Source organism: Micromonospora sp. NPDC003241, assembly GCF_053589795.1.
In genome coordinates, this window is sequence record NZ_JBSFSO010000037.1 from 21,646 (window position 1) to 37,421 (window position 15,776).

Sequence of the window (15,776 nt, forward strand, 5' to 3'; positions counted from 1 at the left end):
CGCGTCCGCGCCGCCGGTCGGGGTGTGACCGGCGGCGCGGAGTGCGGGTGTCAGTGGATCAGGAGTACGGCAGGCGTACCACCGAGCGGTTACCGACGCCCAGCGTGCTGGGGTTGTTGCCGATCGCGGACCAGACCTCCACCCGGACCGTGCCGCCGCGCAGGTTGCCGAGGCTGCCGGTGCTGGAGTGCAGTCCGGCCGCCTGGGTGTAGGTCTCCCAGCCGGGCACCGGGTCGGTGGCGAAGTAGCGGTACGTCTCCACCCGTTCCCAGCTTCCGTTGCCGGTCAGGTCGTACGAGACGCGTACCTGCACCCCGTTGCCGACCGCGTTGCCGGCGTCGAGGAAGAGGTCGAACGCGGTCTGTCCGCCGGTGTGGTTGAGGGTGAGCCCGGTCGCGGTGAACACCGCCGGGTTGGTCGGCGTGCCGTCCCGGTTGGTGCCGCCGGCACTGGCCACGGTCGTGGTCCCGGCGGTGCCGGCCGCCGCCAGTCCGCCACCGGCGAGCAGGTAGCGGGTCGGCTGACCCGAGCCCGGCGGGTTCGTCGGGGTCGGCGTAGGCGTCGGGGTGGGCGTGGGGGTGGGGGTCGGCGTCGGGGTGGGCGTCGGGGTCGGCGTCACGCCTCCGCCGCCGCTGCCGCCGGTCCAGGTGTGCGCGCCACTGGTGGCGGTACGTCCGGCGGCCACCGTGAGCTGCGTACCGTCGGAGAACCGTACGGTCAGCGGGGTGGCGGAGATGTTGCTGGCCACGTAGGTGCGGGCGCCGTTGCGGTTGAAGACGGCGGCCAGCGGGTGGTCGGCGGTGATCCCGGTGTCGACCCGGCCCAGCCCGGCGAGGTTGCGGATCCAGTGGAAGGTGTGTGCCCGGCTCTCGCCCTCCTCCGGTGTGTAACCGGGGTTGGCGCGCAGTTTCGCCAGCGCCGAGTCGGCGTCGCCGAGGGCGAGGAACTGCCAGTGGATGTCCTGCCACACGGTGGGTTCGCCGCCGTTGTTGCGGACCAGTTCCTGGTACTTGATGGAGTTGTAGTTCGGGTGGTAGCCCAGGTACAGGTGGCCGCCGGTGATCGGCAGCAGGTTGATGCCCTGGATCATCTCCGGCTCGGCGCTGAACCAGGTGGCGTACGCTCCGCCGTCGCCCCAGACCATGCCCACGTTCGAGTGCCCGAACCCGGCCGGGAAGTTCTCGTCGTTGACGTCGAACCAGTACTCGTGGATCGCCGCCGCCTGCGTGGTGTAGATGAAGATGCCGGCGTCCCGGACCGCGGTGTTGCCGGTGGCCTGCCCCCACTGGATCAGGGCGTTGGCGAAGTTCATTCCCTCGGACGACGACTCCTGGTTGTTGCCGCTGGCGAACGAGCCGTGCCCGGAGGCCCAGTCGTGCCCGGCGTAGATGTCGAAGTCACGCAGGTACGGGAAGCGGGTGTCGTTCCGGTCGTAGTTGTTGGCGTCCCGGATCAGCAGGTCGATCATGCCGCCGTACTGGTCCTGCCGGGCCCAGGACGGGTCGAACTTGGCCAGCGTCGCGGCGGCGGCGATGTAGTAGCCGTAGTGGAAGTGGTGGTCGTTGAGCTCCTGGTCGGAGCCGTACGAGGCGGGGTAACCGATCAGGGTGCCCCACCGCTGGTCGTAGTAGAAGAGGCGCTCGGTCTCGCCGGGTGAGGCGGTGAGCCAGTCGTTGAGCGTGGACCGGATGGCGTTCAGCGCCGACGTCCGGGTCTCGGTGTCGCCGACCAGGTCGGCGATCTCGGCGATCCGGGAGGCGCGGCCGAGGCCCTTGCCGGTCCAGTAGGTGTCGCCGCCGCGCTGGTCCATCGGGTTGCTCCGGACCGCCGCGAGGTGCTGCCGCAGCGTGGTCAGGTCGGCACCGGCGCCGGTGGCGACCGCCGGCAGCTCGGGCAGTACGCCGTGGAAGCGCATCGAGGTGCGGAACTCGCCGACACCGGTGAGCACCTTCATCCGGCCGCGCGCCGACGGGTAGGTCGGTGCGATCGGGGTGGCGCCGGTCAGCGACTTCCACTGGTGCGGGTAGAGGCTGACCACGGTCCGCGTCTCGGTGCCCTCGCGCGGGGTGGTGGTGAAGGTGTAGCGGGTCTCCACCCGGCTGGTCGACTGGTTGTACGTGTAACCGACCCGGGTGCCGGTGACGTGGGCGTGCGCGTACTGGCCGTAGGTGGTGGCGAGTTGGGCGCGGGCCGTGGCGTCGGTGGTGGCCGGGAGCAGGGCGACCGAGAAATAGCCGCGTCCGGCGAGGTTGGAGCTGATCCGGGTACCGCTCACGGTCCAGGTGGCGCCGGACGGCGCGTACGCGACGTAGTCGTGGCCCCGGACGCTGAAGCTGATCCGGCCGGCGCTGTTGGAGAAGACCGTGAAGCCGCCGCCGTTCGCGTTGATCACCGCGTCGCCGCCGGTGGTGCGGAAGTACGCGAACGGCAGGCCGTGCCCGATGGTGGCGCGCAGGGTGCGGGTGCCGTCGCTCCAGTACGGGGTGACCGTCCAGTCCGTCCAGTCGGCGACCCGGACGAGCGGTGCGGCGAGGCCGGCCACGCCGACCCGGATGTCCTCGACGTAGGGGTACTTGTACTCGCCGACGCCGGTCGCGGTGCCGCTGATGGCGGCCACCGACTCGGCGGAGAAGCCGAGCCCGTCGGTGACCGGCCGGTAGGACGCCGGGTGGGCGTGCAGCGGCTCGCTGAACGAACAGTTGAGCCGCTTCCACAGCAGCGAGGACCACCAGTCGTTGGTGGGGATCGGTCCCGGCGGCGCGTCGGCGGTGGCGAACTGCCGAGGGTTGGTGGTCATGTCGCCGCAGCCGCTGGGCAGCGGGCCGACGGGGGTGGTGGTGTAGCTGCCGGCGCCGACGGGCGCCGCCTGCGCGGGGGAGGTGGCGGTGACGGCCAGCCCGCCGAGGACGAGGGCTGCGGCGGCGGTGGCGGCCAGCAGCCGATGACGGGTACGGCGTGGGACGGGAGGTCGCATCTTTCCTCCATGGCGCGCCGGTCGACGGCGCGTTTCGTCGTCGTTTGGGGGGTTGGTTCCGTGAGAGAGCGCTCTCTCCGGTGTTACGCGACGGTAGTTCACCAGCACGACCTGCGTCAATGTGTCGGACTTATGAAATGCGGATGACGCCGGACCGGACGTCTCCGGCTCAGCGCGCCGGCGGTCGCTCCGGGCAGCCGTTCTTGCGGTGCCACGCCGCCACCTTCGCCGCCGGCTCGCGGCTGCCGCCCTCGCGCCACGAGTCGAGGTACGGCGCCGGCCAGATCACGCCCCGGCGGATCCACCAGCCGTCCTCGCCCAGGCACGGCGGGGAGATGCCGAAGTGCAGGTGGCAGACGTTGTTGGCGTTCCCGGTCCGGCCCACGGTGCCGAGCTGCTGCCCGGCGCGTACCCGTACGCCCGGCGCGATGTCGTCGGCGACCTCGGTCAGGTGCGAGCCGTAGTAACGCACACCGTCGTCACCGAGCACCGACACCGACAGGCCACCGTTGTACGGCCCCTGCGGCCCCTGCTTGTCGTACCGGTCCCGGCGGCTGACCTCGCCGATCGTGCCGTCGGTGACCGCCACGACGGGTTCGCCGCAGTCGGCGAAGATGTCGGTGCCCGGGTACGCCGAGTGGGTCGGGTGGTAGGCGACCTTCGTCGCGCGTACCGGGAAGACGTGCCGGAGCCCGGCGCGGGTCGGACTCGCGGTCACCGCCGGCTGGTCCGCGGTGTCCGGCGTCGCGCCGGTCGGTGCCGGCGCATCCGGCGGCGGTGCCGCCTCGCCGGTGATCGGCGGCGCGGGCGAGCCGGTCGGCGGCACCACGCGCGGGGGAGGGGGCGTCCCGCAGCCGGTGGCGGCGAGCATCGGCACGAGCAGCAGCGCGGCGTACGCGCGACGGCGCCCGATCGTCAGCGAGACCATCCGGCCATCCTGACAGGTATCGCCTACGGTGGGTGGACGACGTCCACGCGTGGGAGGAGTGGCAGGGATGATGCCGTACAGCCCCTCGGGCCTCTTCCCGTCCGGGCGTCCGCCGCGCCCCACCTATCGCGAGCCGCACCCGGTCAGCGGCGCCGGTGTCGTGTCGGGAGCGGTCGGCGCGCTCGCCTGGCTGGGCCTGTTCGCCCTGCTCGGACGCAGCCTCGCCGGGTACGCCTGGTGGACCCTGCTCGCCGGTGGCGTGGCCTGGCTCGCCGCCCTGGTGCTGGTCCGCTTCGGCGACCGGGGAACTGCCGCCGGCATCGCGATCGTCACCGCCGGAGGCTGGAGCATCGCCACCGTCGCGGTGGTCACCCGCTGGGTGGCCAGCGGCGACTGGCCGCTCTGGTAGCGCGGACGCCGGACCCGGCGCGCCGGTGTCGAGCAGCGGCGACGGCCGCCACCGGCGGTGACTGCGCTGCGTTGTTGTGCAGGCACCGAAACCCGTCTTGACTCGGCCGCCGTGACTCGGCACGCTCCCGGTATGGCCTGGACCACTCCGCGGCTCGATCCGGATCGCAGCCGTCGCCGCATGCAGCTCCTGGCGCAGTTGGCGGACGCCCGCTCGGTGCGCGAACGCGAGCGGCCACAGCGGGCACGCACCGAGCGGCTCCGCCAGCTGATCGCCACCCGCCGTCGCCTGACCGGCTGACCCGGCGTCCGTCGCTTTCCCCAGGAATGACCGGCCCTTCGGGGCGTTGACCGGTCGCCTGCCGACCCGACCGGCTAACGTGCACGCGTAACGGGTCGGCGTGTGCTGTGCCGAGGCTACTTGGGGGAACCGTGTCGTACTTCGCTGCGGCCGTCGTGCGCGAGAAGGGCGGCTGGACGGCCGCCGAGCTGAGTCTGCGGGGGGCCGCCGACGTCGACGAGGTGGCCGAGCGTCTCCGTGACCTCGCCCCCGACGCGGACCTGTCGCTGTTGTTCGTCGAGGCGGACGACACCTACCTGGTCATCCTCCGCCTGGACGAGGGCGAGGACCTGCGGGTCTTCGGTTCCGACTCGGCGTACGCCGAGGAGTCCCGGCTGGGCGGCCTGCTGGTCGGCGACCTCAAGACGTCGGTCACCGGGCTGGACGACACCGAGGAGGTACGCCCGGCGGCGACCAGCGGTGGCGACGACGACGAGCAACCCGCCGTGGACCCGGAGGCGGACCCGGTCGGCGAGGCGGACCTCCTCACCGACCTGGGCATCCCCGCGCAGCGGCTGCTCGCGCTCTGCGCCCACGAGGGCATGATGCCGGCCGACGTCACCGCCGAGGTGTGCCAGGTGCTCGGCTGCGTGGACGACGTCGAGGAGTTGCGTGAGGTCTGAGCCCGTCGAGGGTGCGCCGGGGTTCGGCGGCGGTGGACCGGTCGACGCGACCGACCCGGCACTGGAGACGGTCCGGCCCGGCCAACCCACTCCCGGCGCGGTCGGCCGGGTGGGGCCGGGAGCGCACGAGGCGCTCGCCGACCTGACCGGCACCGGCCGGCGACAGCGGCACGAACTCTGGATGCGTCGGGCGCTGGAGGTCGCGGTGACCGCTTCCGCCGTTCCGGCTGCCGGCGTCGCACCCTCTCCGGCCGACGCCGATGCGGCCGTACCGGTCGAGGCCGATGCGGCGGCACCGGTCGAGGCCGATGCGGCGGCACCGGTCGAGGCCGATGCGGCGGCACCGGTCGAGGCCGATGCGGCGGCACCGGTCGACGACGTGCCGGTGGGCGCGGTGCTCTACGGGCCCGACGGCGCCGAGCTGGCGATCGGCCGCAACGAGCGGGAGCTGACCGGTGACCCGACCGCGCACGCCGAGGTGCTGGCGCTGCGCCGGGCCGCCCAGCGGCTGGGCCGGTGGCGGCTGGACGGCTGCACGCTGGTGGTGACCCTGGAGCCCTGCACCATGTGCGCGGGCGCGTTGGTGCTGGCCCGGGTCTCGACCGTGGTCTTCGGCGCGTGGGAGCCGAAGACCGGGGCCGCCGGCTCGCTCTGGGACGTGCTGCGCGACCGCCGGCTCAACCACCGCCCCGAGGTCTACGGCGGCGTGCTGGAGGCGGAGAACGCCGCCGTCCTGCGCGCCTTCTTCCGCTGACGCCACCGCGTATCGCGGTCCGGTGGTGCGCTGCGTGTCGCGGCCGGGGTGTGCGCTGCCGCGTGTCGCGGTCCGTCGTGCGCTGCGTGTCGCCGCTGATCGCCGTCGGGCGGTGTCGTCCGAGGCGTCAGGCCGGGGTCGGGCGGAGCAGCGTGTCAGCCACCGCCCGGGCCGCCTCCGTCCACGGTGTCGGGCGCATGGTCGCCGGGTCCAACCGGACGATGACCCGCCGCCCCTGGGCGTACGTGGTGTCGTCGTCCAGGGAGTGGAACCGGAAGGCGTACACGGCGCTGCTGGTGCCGAAGTGCTCCAGCCAGAAGTGCACGGCGATCGGGCCGGTGCCGGTGACCGGCGCGCGGTAGGTGATGCTGAACTCGCGGACCGCGTGGAACACGTCCGGCGTGGTGGCCTGGCCGGCGCGGTAGGCCACCCCCCGATCCGACCAGTACGCGGTGATCGCCCGCTCCAGCAGCAACGCGTACCGGGCGTTGTGCAGCAGACCGAGCGCGTCGAGGTCGTCGAAGTGCACCATGGGCTGCCCGACGTGGCCGTACGTGACGGCGGACTGGTCGGCGAGGGCGTGTGTCATCAGGGGCCTTCCGGTAGCAGGGTGGGATCGGGGCACAGCGCCCGCAGACGGGCCAGTACGCCCCGACGGGCGTGTCGATAGGTGGTGTCCGGGTCGAGCAGCCGCGAGCGCATCGCCGCCGCGATCCCGTACGCGTCGATCTCGTACGCCAGCAACGCGACGTCCAGGTCGGCGGGGAGTTCGCCCAGCTCGACGGCCTCCCGCACGAGCCGCTCCAGAAACTCCGTCCAGGCGGCGAAGACCTCGGCGAGGCGATCCCGGACCGCTCCGGGCCGGGCGTTGAACTCGAACTCGGTGGTGGCGAAGAAGCAGCCGCCGGGCAGCACCCGCGCGGTGTAGAAGTCGATCCGCGCCTCGTGCAGCGCCCGGATACGACGTACGCCCCGGGGTGCGCGCAGGGCCGGCGCGACGATCCGTTCCTGCCACTGCGTGACCGCCCGGTCGATGGTGGCGAGTTGCAGGGCCTCCTTGGACCGCCAGTGCGCGAAGAGGCCGGACTTGCTCACGCCGAGGGAGTCGGCGAGGTGCCCGAGGGAGAGGCCGTCGAGCCCGTTGGCGGAGGCCAGGCTGACGGCGGCGTCCAGCACTGCGGTGCGGGTGCGCTCACCACGGGCGAGCCGGCCGTCGACGGTCATACGGCGACCCTACTAAAGAAGACCGACCGGTCGTATTTATTTACGTGGTGACCATCGTCACCAGCCCTGACGTGCCGCGTCCCGCCACCGCGAGGCGGTGACGGGACGGTCGATGCGGCTGCCGCAGTGGCGGCGCTGTCGGCGGTGGTGCTGACGGCAGCGTTGCCGGGTGCGGCGGCGTTGGATGCGGCGGCGCTGGGTGTGGCGGCGCGGTGTTCAGGCGATGATCGTGTCCAGCGCGATCTCGACCATCTGGCTGAACGTCTGCTCACGCTCCTGCGAGGTGGTCTTCTCGCCGGTCTTGATGTGGTCGCTGACCGTCAACAGCGTCAACGCCCGCGCCTTGTACCGTGCGGCGATCGTGTACAGCGCAGCCGACTCCATCTCCACCGCCAGGACGCCGTACTGCGCCAGGCTGTCGTAGAGGTCCGGCCGGTCGGTGTAGAAGGCGTCCGCTGCCAGGATCGGCCCCACCCGCATCGCCACGCCGCGCCGCTCGGCCACCTCCACCGAGGTACGCAGCAGCCCGAAGTCGGCCACCGGGGCGTAGTCGATCAACCCGTCGAACCGCATCCGGTTCATGTTCGAGTCGGTCGACGACCCGATCGCCGCGATCACGTCACGCAGCTTCAGGTCCTCGGTGAGGGCACCGCAGGAGCCGACCCGGATCAGCGACTTCACGCCGTACTCGTTGACCAGCTCGTGCGCATAGATCGAGGCCGACGGCATGCCCATCCCCGAGCCCTGCACGGAAACCTCGACACCGTTCCAGCGCCCGGTGAAGCCCAACATCCCCCGAACCGTCGAGTAGCAGGTCGCGCCCTCGAGGTAGGTCTCCGCGATCCACTTGGCCCGCAGGGGGTCACCCGGCATCAGGACCCGCTCGGCGATCTCGCCCGGCTTCGCGCCGATGTGCGTACTCATGGCAGAGATCCTGCCAGGCCCGCCTGCCCGGGACCGGTTCGGCGTCGGAACCGACAGTCCTGTACCCTCGTCGGCGGTGGCGTGTCCGAGTGGCCTAAGGAGCACGCCTCGAAAGCGTGTGAGGGTTTACGCCCTCCGCGGGTTCAAATCCCGCCGCCACCGCTCGTGAACAGCGAGAACGCCCGGCACGATCCCTGCGGATCGGCCGGGCGTTCTCGTCTTCGTCAGGCGTTCGGGTCTCGGCGGGTGAGCTGATAGGTGGCGTCGACGCCGTCGGCCTCCAGGAACACCGTCAGGGAGCCTTGCGGCAGAGTGCAGGTGATGGTCCGCTCGACGGACTGCGGGCTCGGGCCGCAGTACCGCAAGCCGGTGTCGCTGAATATCGACAGGCTCGCGTCACCGCTGCCGGAGGTTCGCCGCCAGGTGAAGCTCTCGCGAGCGGCGTGTTGGTCCGCCGGCACCGTGAAGCAGGCGACGAATCGGTCCGTGCTGGTGTCGACCGTGACGCCGGTCTCGCCGCTGGGCAGCTCCGGACAGGCCGGCGGCCCGTCCACACGACTGAACGCCACCGCGTACGCGCCGGTGGGCGCGCCGTCCGGGCTGACCAGCAGGGCGTGGAAGGGGGCAGTGCCGGTCAGCTCGCAGCTGTACTGGTACAGCGAGTTGTAGTCGCAGACGTACGCGCCGGTGGCGTCGACGACGGTGATCGACGGTCGGGCTGCGCCGGTTGCGTCCCCCGGTGCCCAGCGGACGATCCTGGCTCCGGCCGGGCTCGGCAACTGGACGCAGTCGACCTGGCCCGGCGCGTCGAAGCTGCTCCGGAACGGGCTGGCGTGCCCGGTGTCGGAGACCGGCGCGCAGTTCGTCGGTGTGATCGGCAGGAGACTCACGCGGTACGGGTGTTCGACCACCCGGCCGACCTCCGGGCCGTGGAGAACCAGGGTGTATCTCCCGGCAGTGGGAAACTCGCACCGTTCCGAGCAGAGCCGCAGCCCGGCGGTGTCGTAGACCGTGGCGTACTGTCGGGTGTTCTCCGTGTCGACCGCGCGGATGTTGTAGATGCCGGCGGCCGGGATGTCCAACACTCGGCAGCGGATGGCGCTGAGCGCGTCCCCGGGCGGGCTCCCGTAGCTGTCCGGGGTGACCGCCGGGCAGCCGCTGGCGTCGTCCAGCCGTCGGATCTGCATCCGGTACGTCAGCTCGGTGTCCTCCGGATCCCAGGTCGACAGGTAGGACAGGACCCGGTACGTGCCGGTGGCGGGCAACACGCATCCGTCCTCCTCGGACGGCTCGGTGCACAGCACGGTGCCCTGGTGGTCGACGAGCCAGGCGGCGAGTTCGTTCCAGCGATCCGGAGCGCGGTAGACGATGACGCGGTCACCGGCCTCCCCGGTGAACGGCTGGCAGTCGGTCTGCACCGGCGAGGTCTGCCGCACCACCATCGCGGGCTGGTCCCAGGCGGTACCCGTCGCCGGGGCGCAACCGTCGGTGCCACTCAGCGAGGTCACGGCCACCTGGTAGGTGGTCGGCGTCCAGTTCTGGTTGCGCGCGAACAGGGTGTACGTGTCGGCCTGCGGAAGGACGCAGGAGCGGCCGTGCGTGTACTGGTCGCAGACCTGTTGCCCGTCGACGTCGTAAATCCGCCAGTACAGATACTGCCCGGCGTACCCGTCGAAACGGACCGTGACCGCCCCGGACCCGGTGACGGCGTGGCAGCCGACACCGTCGTTTGCGGGTACGGTTCCGCCGCCCACCGCCGTACCCGGGTCACCGAAGCGGGCCACCGGCAGGTCGGGACATCCGACGGCGCGCGAGATGCGCGGCATCCGAAGGGTGTACGCCGCCTCGCTGCCGTACGTCTCCTCCAGGAACAACCGGTACGGACCCGGTCCGGTGAGGGTGCACTCCGTGACGTACCGGACGTGGCAGCCCGCGTGCTGGTGTGCCGCGTCGCGGATGGTGCCCTGCACGTCGGCGGAGCCACTCGGGTCGGCCAGGTGCAGGACGGTGCCGGTCGGTTGGTGGAAGGTGAAGCAGCGAGCCGCCAGGCCGGCCGGGAGAGTTCCGCTGACGCCGGGTGAGGCGAAGGAGAAGAACGACTCCGGCAGCTTCTTGCAGGCAGAGGGCGCCTTGGTCGACTCGAAGGACAGCCGGTAGCTGCCGGTGCCCGAGCCGTGGTAGAGGTAGACGGTCGCGGTGTACCGCCCCGCCGGGCCGAGCTGACACTCGCTGGAGTAGCTGCTCAGGAAGCACACCTGGGTGCCGGCGGAGTCGGCCACTCGGGCCTGGAGGCCCGCCCCTCCCAGGTCGGTGAGCCGGCCGATCAACACGTCGGAGTCGACGCGCGAGGTCACCGTGAAGCGGTGATGCTGTTCATCGGTGATGGTGGCGCACGAGGCGACCTTGCCGAGGGCGAGCGGGCCCCCGCAGCCGCTGGTGGCGGCCTTCGTCGGTGTGGAAGCCTCCGAGCTGGCCGGTCGAGGCGTGGTGGGCGGCGCGGCCGGTCGATCAGCCGACCCGGCCGTGGGAGCGGTCGAGGTGACCGGGCTCGCTGCTGAGGCTGGCCCGCCAGCTTCGGCCAGGCTTGTCGCTGAGGCTGGTCTGCCGGTGTCGTCGGCGGGAACGGATGCGCTGATGGCGGGCGAGGGATCCGCGACGGCGGGTCCTGCGACGAGGACGGCTACCGCGACGATCAGGCTGGCGATGGTGCTGCGTAGGAGAACGGCTCGATTCGGATCAAGGGCAGGCAGAATGCCTTTCACGTCCTACTCCCCGTGGTGATGCGCGTGCTGCGCGTGTGGCCAGATGCTTCCACGCCTGTCGATCACTCGGCAAGAGGACTCTTCTGCAGCGGGGCGGACGATCCGCACGTCAGAGCCACAGCGGACTCTTCAATGAGTCGCCAGCAGCAATCTGCCGACTCTGAGGTCTTGGTGCGGACGCGCCCCTCGGAGGGCGGATTCGTACCAAGATCTCGTCGTCAGCAGGGGCCGTGGCCCTCGACGAAGAGGCGGTGCGCCCAGTCCGCGTACCCGGCGATGATCTTTTGGACCGTGTGGCCGTCGTGCAGGAACAGGTAGGCGCGGTCGCCGTCGCGGGCGAGCAGGCCGTCGAAGCGGTGCGTTCCCGGCGGTGCGTGCAGCGCGCGTACCTCGGGATAACTGGTCCTGACCTCGGCGATCGGTGACCCGGCCGCGATCCCCTCGGGGGTGCGGACCGGGTCGCCGGCCCAGAGCAGGACCAGCCGGTCGTCGATGAAGACCGGGCTGATCATGTCGTGTCCGGCCAGCGTCGGACCGCAGGCGTCGACGTCGGTGCGGAGTATGCCGCGCCGGGCCAGATCGTCCTCCGTGTCGCCGAAGTCGACATCGGACAGTCCGTCGAGGTCGACGACGCTGGCCGCGGCGACCGGCTCGCGGACGGCGATGGTGTCCGGTGGCATGGGTCCGCTGCCCGAGATCGCAGCAGCAAGCAGCAGTGTGGCGATGAAGCCGAATTGTCGCAATTTCATGGAATCCCCCAGTCCCCAACGTGACGGGAGCGAAGAGGTTATTGCCGCGCCTCCCATTCGTCGGCCAATTCGTCCCAGTAGTCGGCGCTCAGCCCGCGCCGGCCGTGCGTGAGCCAGCCCTCGGTGCTCCGCTCCACGTGCAGTCCCAGCTCGGCGAAGGGGTCGAGCCAGCGGCCCGGCTCCGCGCCAAGCTCGGTCAACGCGGCGTTGATCGGCCACTCTGGACGCGGCCCGTCGAACGCCGCATCGAAGCGCGGCCCCCAGGACAGGGCGCCGCCCAACCAGACCGCCGCGGCCTGGCACCCGACCCCACCGGCGAACTCCGCCTCGACGTACGCCACCGGCCCCAGCCGCGACCAGCGGTTGAGCACCTCGACCAGCGTGGGGGAGAGCACCAGCGCGAACGGTTCCGCCGCGCTCGGCTCGTCGGCCGCATAGTCGGGTGGGCTGCCGGTCAACTCCGCCACCAACTGCGGCGTCACCGGCAGCAGGGCGAAGTCCTGCCGCAACTCGCCGAGCACCGCATGGTCCAGGTCCCGGGTCTCCTCGCGCAGCAGGTCGGCGTCCGCCACGATCGCGCTGAGCTGGTAGCTCACCGAGCGTCCACAGCCTGTGGATAGAACATGTGTACGACGGTGGTCGGGCGTGCTCGCCGTCGTCGGGCAGCGCTCGGCTCCATCCGGTCAGTATCGCGGTAACGGCGACTTCCGGCTGCCGTCGTCGGCCGGTCGTACCGCCAGAGGCCGCCCGTTCCGGGGCGGCCCCTGCCCCCGTTGCGGTACGTCCTCAGCCGGCCAGGGCGGGCTGCTGCGGTGGCTGTTCGCCGGGCCGGGCAACGAAGATCGCGGCAGAGGCGACCGCGAGCCCGGCTACCGCCAGCCCGAGGATCAGCCAGGGCGGACCGAACGGGTAGTACTCACCCGGCGTGAAGGCGCTGTGCACGGTCATGACTGGAAAGGAATCGGCATCGCCGTCCCGGAAGACCCGCATGACGTTGCCATACAGCGCGCCCGCCGGCAGAGCCAGCACCAGCAGCGCAGCAGACCAGAGCCCTGCGGCGCTCCAGCGCCGTCCGGGCGACGCCGCCACCATCCGGTACGCGACGGAAGCCGCGACCAGCCAGCCGACAAGCAGCCCGAGGCCCGTCCCGCCCACGATCATCGGCAGGAACGCAGCGGTACGCGCTGGTGCGGCCTGGACCGAGACGAGGCTTCCGTCTGTCGTGTAACCGTTAACGTGGATGATCAGGCCGTTCGATTGGGCGCTGAACCGCGCGCCGCGTACCGAGGTCTCGGTGAAGGTTCCGTCGTCCTCGGCGCTGAGATGCTTCCCGTTCAGCGGTGTCAGCGAGGAGACCGACCAGCCGTCGGCGGCGAACCGCTGTCGGGCTTGATCGGGGTTCCAGGTGCTGGCGGAGAGCGTGACGGTTCCGGGACTGTCGGCACGCCAGGGCATTGGTCGAGGCTGGAGGACGAACGTGGTGCTCCCGGCCGTGTCGGTCTGCCATGGCGTCGCCACGCGCGACTGAAGCGAATCGTCGCTCGTCCCGGTGGCTTGTGCGGTGAGCCGGTTCATCTCGGTGACGTCGGGCAGGTCGGCGAACGTCTGCGCGCCCAGCCACGAGCCGGCGGCGGCACCGAAGGCTCCCATGGTCAACGCGGTGAGGGCCGCCACGACGGCCAGGAGTGGACGACCGGCGGGCAGCCGGAACCGCAACCGCAGACCGCTGGCGATCAGGTGCACCGCGTCCCCGGCCCGAGGATGGCGCTGCCCCGGTGCCGCCATCTCCAACAGCGTGGTCACCAGCTCGGTGCCGTGCCGACGCCGGTGCCGTCACGGATAGGCGAGCAGCAGCCTCCGGTAGCTGCGCTCCAAACTGTGGTCGGCCTCCGGCCACACGGTGGTCACGCGGGCACCGTCCCTAAGCCCGATGCCCCGCCGAAGCGCTTGCCGAGCTGGCTCTCCGCTGCGGTGGCGTGGCGGCGTAACCGCGCGATCTGCTCCTGAAGGGCGGCGGCGCCGGTGTCGCTGAGCCGGTAGTAGCGGCGCAGCCGACCCTCGACTGCCTCCTCCCGGTCGACGACGAGCAGGCCCTGCTCGGTCAGCCGGTCGAGAGCCCCGTAGAGCGTGCCCGGCCGGAGCTTGACCTCACCGGCGGAGAGTGCCTCGACGGCCCGGATGACGCCGTAGCCGTGCAACGGCTGCGCGGCCAGGGCGGTGAGGATCAGAAATGTGGGCTCCTGCATGGCGGCCAATATTACGGTCACCGTTATATGTCGTCAACCGTTCATGCTCCGCCCGCTCGTTGGCGCTGCGGTCTGGCTCGGCGGTGCTCTTCGACTCGGGGGCCGGGTGTCGCTGCTGGGTCGAGGAGGCTTCGGCTGCACGGTGACGGTCACCCATGCGCCGTCATCGGCCACGCGGATACCTCTCCACCGGACGAAGACCTCTCGCCGCGCGGTCGCGACACCCCGACGGTCGAGCGCGTAGCCGGAGAGCCACACCCATCCGTCGAAGGTGGTGAACGGAAGGACGGCGCTGAGCCGCAGGGTCAGCGGGCGGTGGGCGAACTGCGGCGACGCCCCACCGTCGAGCAGCAGGACCTGGCCAGTGCGCAGCGCGGTCACCGGAGTCCACCAGCCCGTCCGCGAGCGCCCGACCGGTCGACGCGGGCTGCGCCGTCCAGAGCGCCGAGGTACGTCGCCAACGCCGCCACGTCACCCTCGTGGTACTCAGCAAGGCGAGTCAGGGCGGGCGAGCAGGGCCAGGGAGTGTCCGGCGTCGGGCAGGTGTCGCAGGTCCACTGCGGTCGCCGTGGCATGTGCTGCCCGCCCAGACGGGTGGGCAACTCCGCGATGGCGTGAATCGCCCGTACGACCACACTCGCTCTGGCCGTCAGTACGTCTATCGGCCCGATCATCGGGACTGGTCACCGAGGTCGAGCAGCCGTTGGCGAGCTGCTTCTGCCTCCCGGTCCTGAATCGCCTGGCCGGTGCCGGGCGGCACCCGGCCGCTCGGCGCAAGAAACGGAACGCGACGCACCAACATCCGGCGCAACCACCAGAAGACCGTCACGACTCTCCGCCTCCCTGCCGTTGCCATCTCCTGGCACTCTGACGCCTCAACGTCGCCATACGCGACGACGGATAGAGCGACATAACAGGCACAAAGGTGACGACATTTTGGCGACATAGCGCTATCGTGAGCGGCATGACTGCCGCCCCCAACACCGCGCTGCGGGCCGTGCGTGCCGGTATGCGAATGAGTCAGGACGACTTCGCACGAGCCCTGCAAGCCGCCGGCCATCGCGCCGGGGAGCCGAACGACGCCAACAAGCGGCTCGTCCAGCGGTGGGAGTCAGGCGCGATCGCCGCACCCCGGCCGGTCTACGTCCGGGCTTTGGAGGTGGTCACCGGTCTGCCGATCGAACTGCTCGGGTTCGGGGCGGTGGCCGACGGCGAGGCCGCCGAGGACGGGGACGGTGGCCACGACCTCACCTCGCCGATGTCCCGTCTGGCGACCCCGACGCCCGCACCTCGGGCGGCCACCGCCCACGGGTCCTTTGCGGGTGTGTGGCTCAGTCGCTACCAGTACCACTCCAGCAGCCGGGACGAGTCCTTCGCCGGCCAGCACTTCGTGGTCGTGCTGCAACACGGCGACCGGCTGACCGTACGTAGCCTGCCCGGCTCGGCCGCGTCGTCGCTGGCACTCGACCTCACCGTGGACGGCAGTGTCGTCACCGGCACGTGGGTAGAGCAGACCGACCCCACCGGCTATTACCGGGGCGCCCGCTATCACGGGGCGATCCAGTTGTTGGCGGAGCCGACGGGGCGCCGGATGGCGGGAAAATGGGTCGGGTTCGGCAAGGACATGGACGTCAACACCGGTCCATGGGAGCTGGTGTTCCAGGACGCGTCGACGTCGAAGGCAACCCTCGACCGGTACAACGCTCGCCCGGAGGTCTGAATCCGGGCGGTGCGTGCCGTGCCGGGTTGTCGCCGGTTGAGCCGTACCTGTCGGGGTGGGCTGAGCGGCGCGGAACGGCAGGAACGAATCAGGGCCGGTCCCTGTATGGGCCGGCCATGTCGTT

The 15,776-nt window shown here is 71.3% G+C and carries 16 protein-coding genes and 1 tRNA gene; 5 read left to right on the plus strand and 12 right to left on the minus strand.

Annotated features, from left to right (window positions below; translation table 11 throughout):
* Positions 1 to 58: 58 nt before the first annotated feature.
* Both ACWDVW_RS24370 and ACWDVW_RS24375 read right to left on the minus strand, forming a co-directional pair.
* On the minus strand, positions 59 to 2,974 hold the full coding sequence (locus ACWDVW_RS24370; RefSeq protein WP_449952934.1) for a glycosyl hydrolase: 2,916 nt from the start codon (positions 2,972 to 2,974) through the stop codon (positions 59 to 61).
* A 169-nt stretch (positions 2,975 to 3,143) separates the two neighbouring features.
* The gene (locus ACWDVW_RS24375) at positions 3,144 to 3,902 is read right to left on the minus strand and encodes a M23 family metallopeptidase (protein WP_449952937.1); all 759 of its coding nucleotides are present in this window, start codon (positions 3,900 to 3,902) and stop codon (positions 3,144 to 3,146) included.
* 67 nt (positions 3,903 to 3,969) lie between these two features.
* On the opposite strand from ACWDVW_RS24375, the gene ACWDVW_RS24380 reads away from it, so the two are divergent.
* The 3 genes from ACWDVW_RS24380 (at position 3,970) to ACWDVW_RS24390 (ending at position 6,027) form a co-directional block, all read left to right on the plus strand.
* Positions 3,970 to 4,311, plus strand: a complete 342-nt coding sequence (locus ACWDVW_RS24380; RefSeq protein ID WP_449952940.1) for a hypothetical protein — start codon at positions 3,970 to 3,972, stop codon at positions 4,309 to 4,311.
* A 431-nt stretch (positions 4,312 to 4,742) separates the two neighbouring features.
* The gene (locus tag ACWDVW_RS24385) at positions 4,743 to 5,273 is read left to right on the plus strand and encodes a tRNA adenosine deaminase-associated protein (RefSeq protein ID WP_449952943.1); all 531 of its coding nucleotides are present in this window, start codon (positions 4,743 to 4,745) and stop codon (positions 5,271 to 5,273) included.
* Between the two features lie 181 nt (positions 5,274 to 5,454).
* Positions 5,455 to 6,027, plus strand: a complete 573-nt coding sequence (locus ACWDVW_RS24390; RefSeq protein ID WP_449953058.1) for a nucleoside deaminase — start codon at positions 5,455 to 5,457, stop codon at positions 6,025 to 6,027.
* A 127-nt stretch (positions 6,028 to 6,154) separates the two neighbouring features.
* Here ACWDVW_RS24390 and ACWDVW_RS24395 read toward each other — a convergent pair whose 3' ends face one another.
* The 3 genes from ACWDVW_RS24395 to deoD form a co-directional block, all read right to left on the minus strand.
* Positions 6,155 to 6,616: an acyl-CoA thioesterase gene (locus ACWDVW_RS24395; RefSeq protein ID WP_449952946.1), complete on the minus strand. Its 462-nt coding sequence runs from the start codon at positions 6,614 to 6,616 to the stop codon at positions 6,155 to 6,157.
* Positions 6,616 to 7,251 carry a TetR/AcrR family transcriptional regulator gene (locus tag ACWDVW_RS24400; RefSeq protein ID WP_449952949.1) on the minus strand — a complete coding sequence of 212 codons (636 nt, stop codon included), beginning with the start codon at positions 7,249 to 7,251 and terminating at the stop codon, positions 6,616 to 6,618. Before ACWDVW_RS24400 ends, ACWDVW_RS24395 begins: the two co-directional genes overlap by 1 nt.
* Positions 7,252 to 7,467: 216 nt before the next feature.
* Positions 7,468 to 8,175 (minus strand): purine-nucleoside phosphorylase, encoded by a 708-nt coding sequence (deoD, locus tag ACWDVW_RS24405; protein ID WP_449952952.1) that lies wholly within the window; start codon positions 8,173 to 8,175, stop codon positions 7,468 to 7,470.
* Positions 8,176 to 8,250: 75 nt separating this feature from the next.
* Between deoD and ACWDVW_RS24410 the strand changes: the two genes are divergently transcribed.
* A tRNA-Ser gene (locus ACWDVW_RS24410) sits at positions 8,251 to 8,337 on the plus strand.
* Between the two features lie 62 nt (positions 8,338 to 8,399).
* Here ACWDVW_RS24410 and ACWDVW_RS24415 read toward each other — a convergent pair.
* The 7 genes from ACWDVW_RS24415 to ACWDVW_RS24445 form a co-directional block, all read right to left on the minus strand.
* A complete protein-coding gene (locus ACWDVW_RS24415) occupies positions 8,400 to 10,529 on the minus strand; it encodes a hypothetical protein (protein WP_449952955.1) in 2,130 nt (709 codons plus the stop codon).
* Between the two features lie 626 nt (positions 10,530 to 11,155).
* Positions 11,156 to 11,650 carry a hypothetical protein gene (locus tag ACWDVW_RS24420; RefSeq protein ID WP_350698790.1) on the minus strand — a complete coding sequence of 165 codons (495 nt, stop codon included), beginning with the start codon at positions 11,648 to 11,650 and terminating at the stop codon, positions 11,156 to 11,158.
* 74 nt (positions 11,651 to 11,724) lie between these two features.
* Positions 11,725 to 12,282, minus strand: a complete 558-nt coding sequence (locus ACWDVW_RS24425) for a hypothetical protein (RefSeq protein WP_449952958.1) — start codon at positions 12,280 to 12,282, stop codon at positions 11,725 to 11,727.
* Between the two features lie 190 nt (positions 12,283 to 12,472).
* Positions 12,473 to 13,360, minus strand: a complete 888-nt coding sequence (locus ACWDVW_RS24430) for a hypothetical protein (RefSeq protein ID WP_449952960.1) — start codon at positions 13,358 to 13,360, stop codon at positions 12,473 to 12,475.
* 230 nt (positions 13,361 to 13,590) lie between these two features.
* Positions 13,591 to 13,932, minus strand: coding sequence for a PadR family transcriptional regulator (locus ACWDVW_RS24435; protein WP_449952963.1), 342 nt, complete (start codon positions 13,930 to 13,932; stop codon positions 13,591 to 13,593).
* 33 nt (positions 13,933 to 13,965) lie between these two features.
* Positions 13,966 to 14,313 carry a hypothetical protein gene (locus tag ACWDVW_RS24440; protein WP_449952966.1) on the minus strand — a complete coding sequence of 116 codons (348 nt, stop codon included), beginning with the start codon at positions 14,311 to 14,313 and terminating at the stop codon, positions 13,966 to 13,968.
* A gap of 289 nt (positions 14,314 to 14,602) precedes the next feature.
* Entirely contained in the window at positions 14,603 to 14,761 is a 159-nt protein-coding gene (locus tag ACWDVW_RS24445; protein ID WP_449952968.1) for a hypothetical protein, read from the minus strand.
* A gap of 135 nt (positions 14,762 to 14,896) precedes the next feature.
* On the opposite strand from ACWDVW_RS24445, the gene ACWDVW_RS24450 reads away from it, so the two are divergent.
* Positions 14,897 to 15,652, plus strand: a complete 756-nt coding sequence (locus tag ACWDVW_RS24450) for a helix-turn-helix domain-containing protein (protein ID WP_449952971.1) — start codon at positions 14,897 to 14,899, stop codon at positions 15,650 to 15,652.
* Positions 15,653 to 15,776 lie beyond the last annotated feature (124 nt).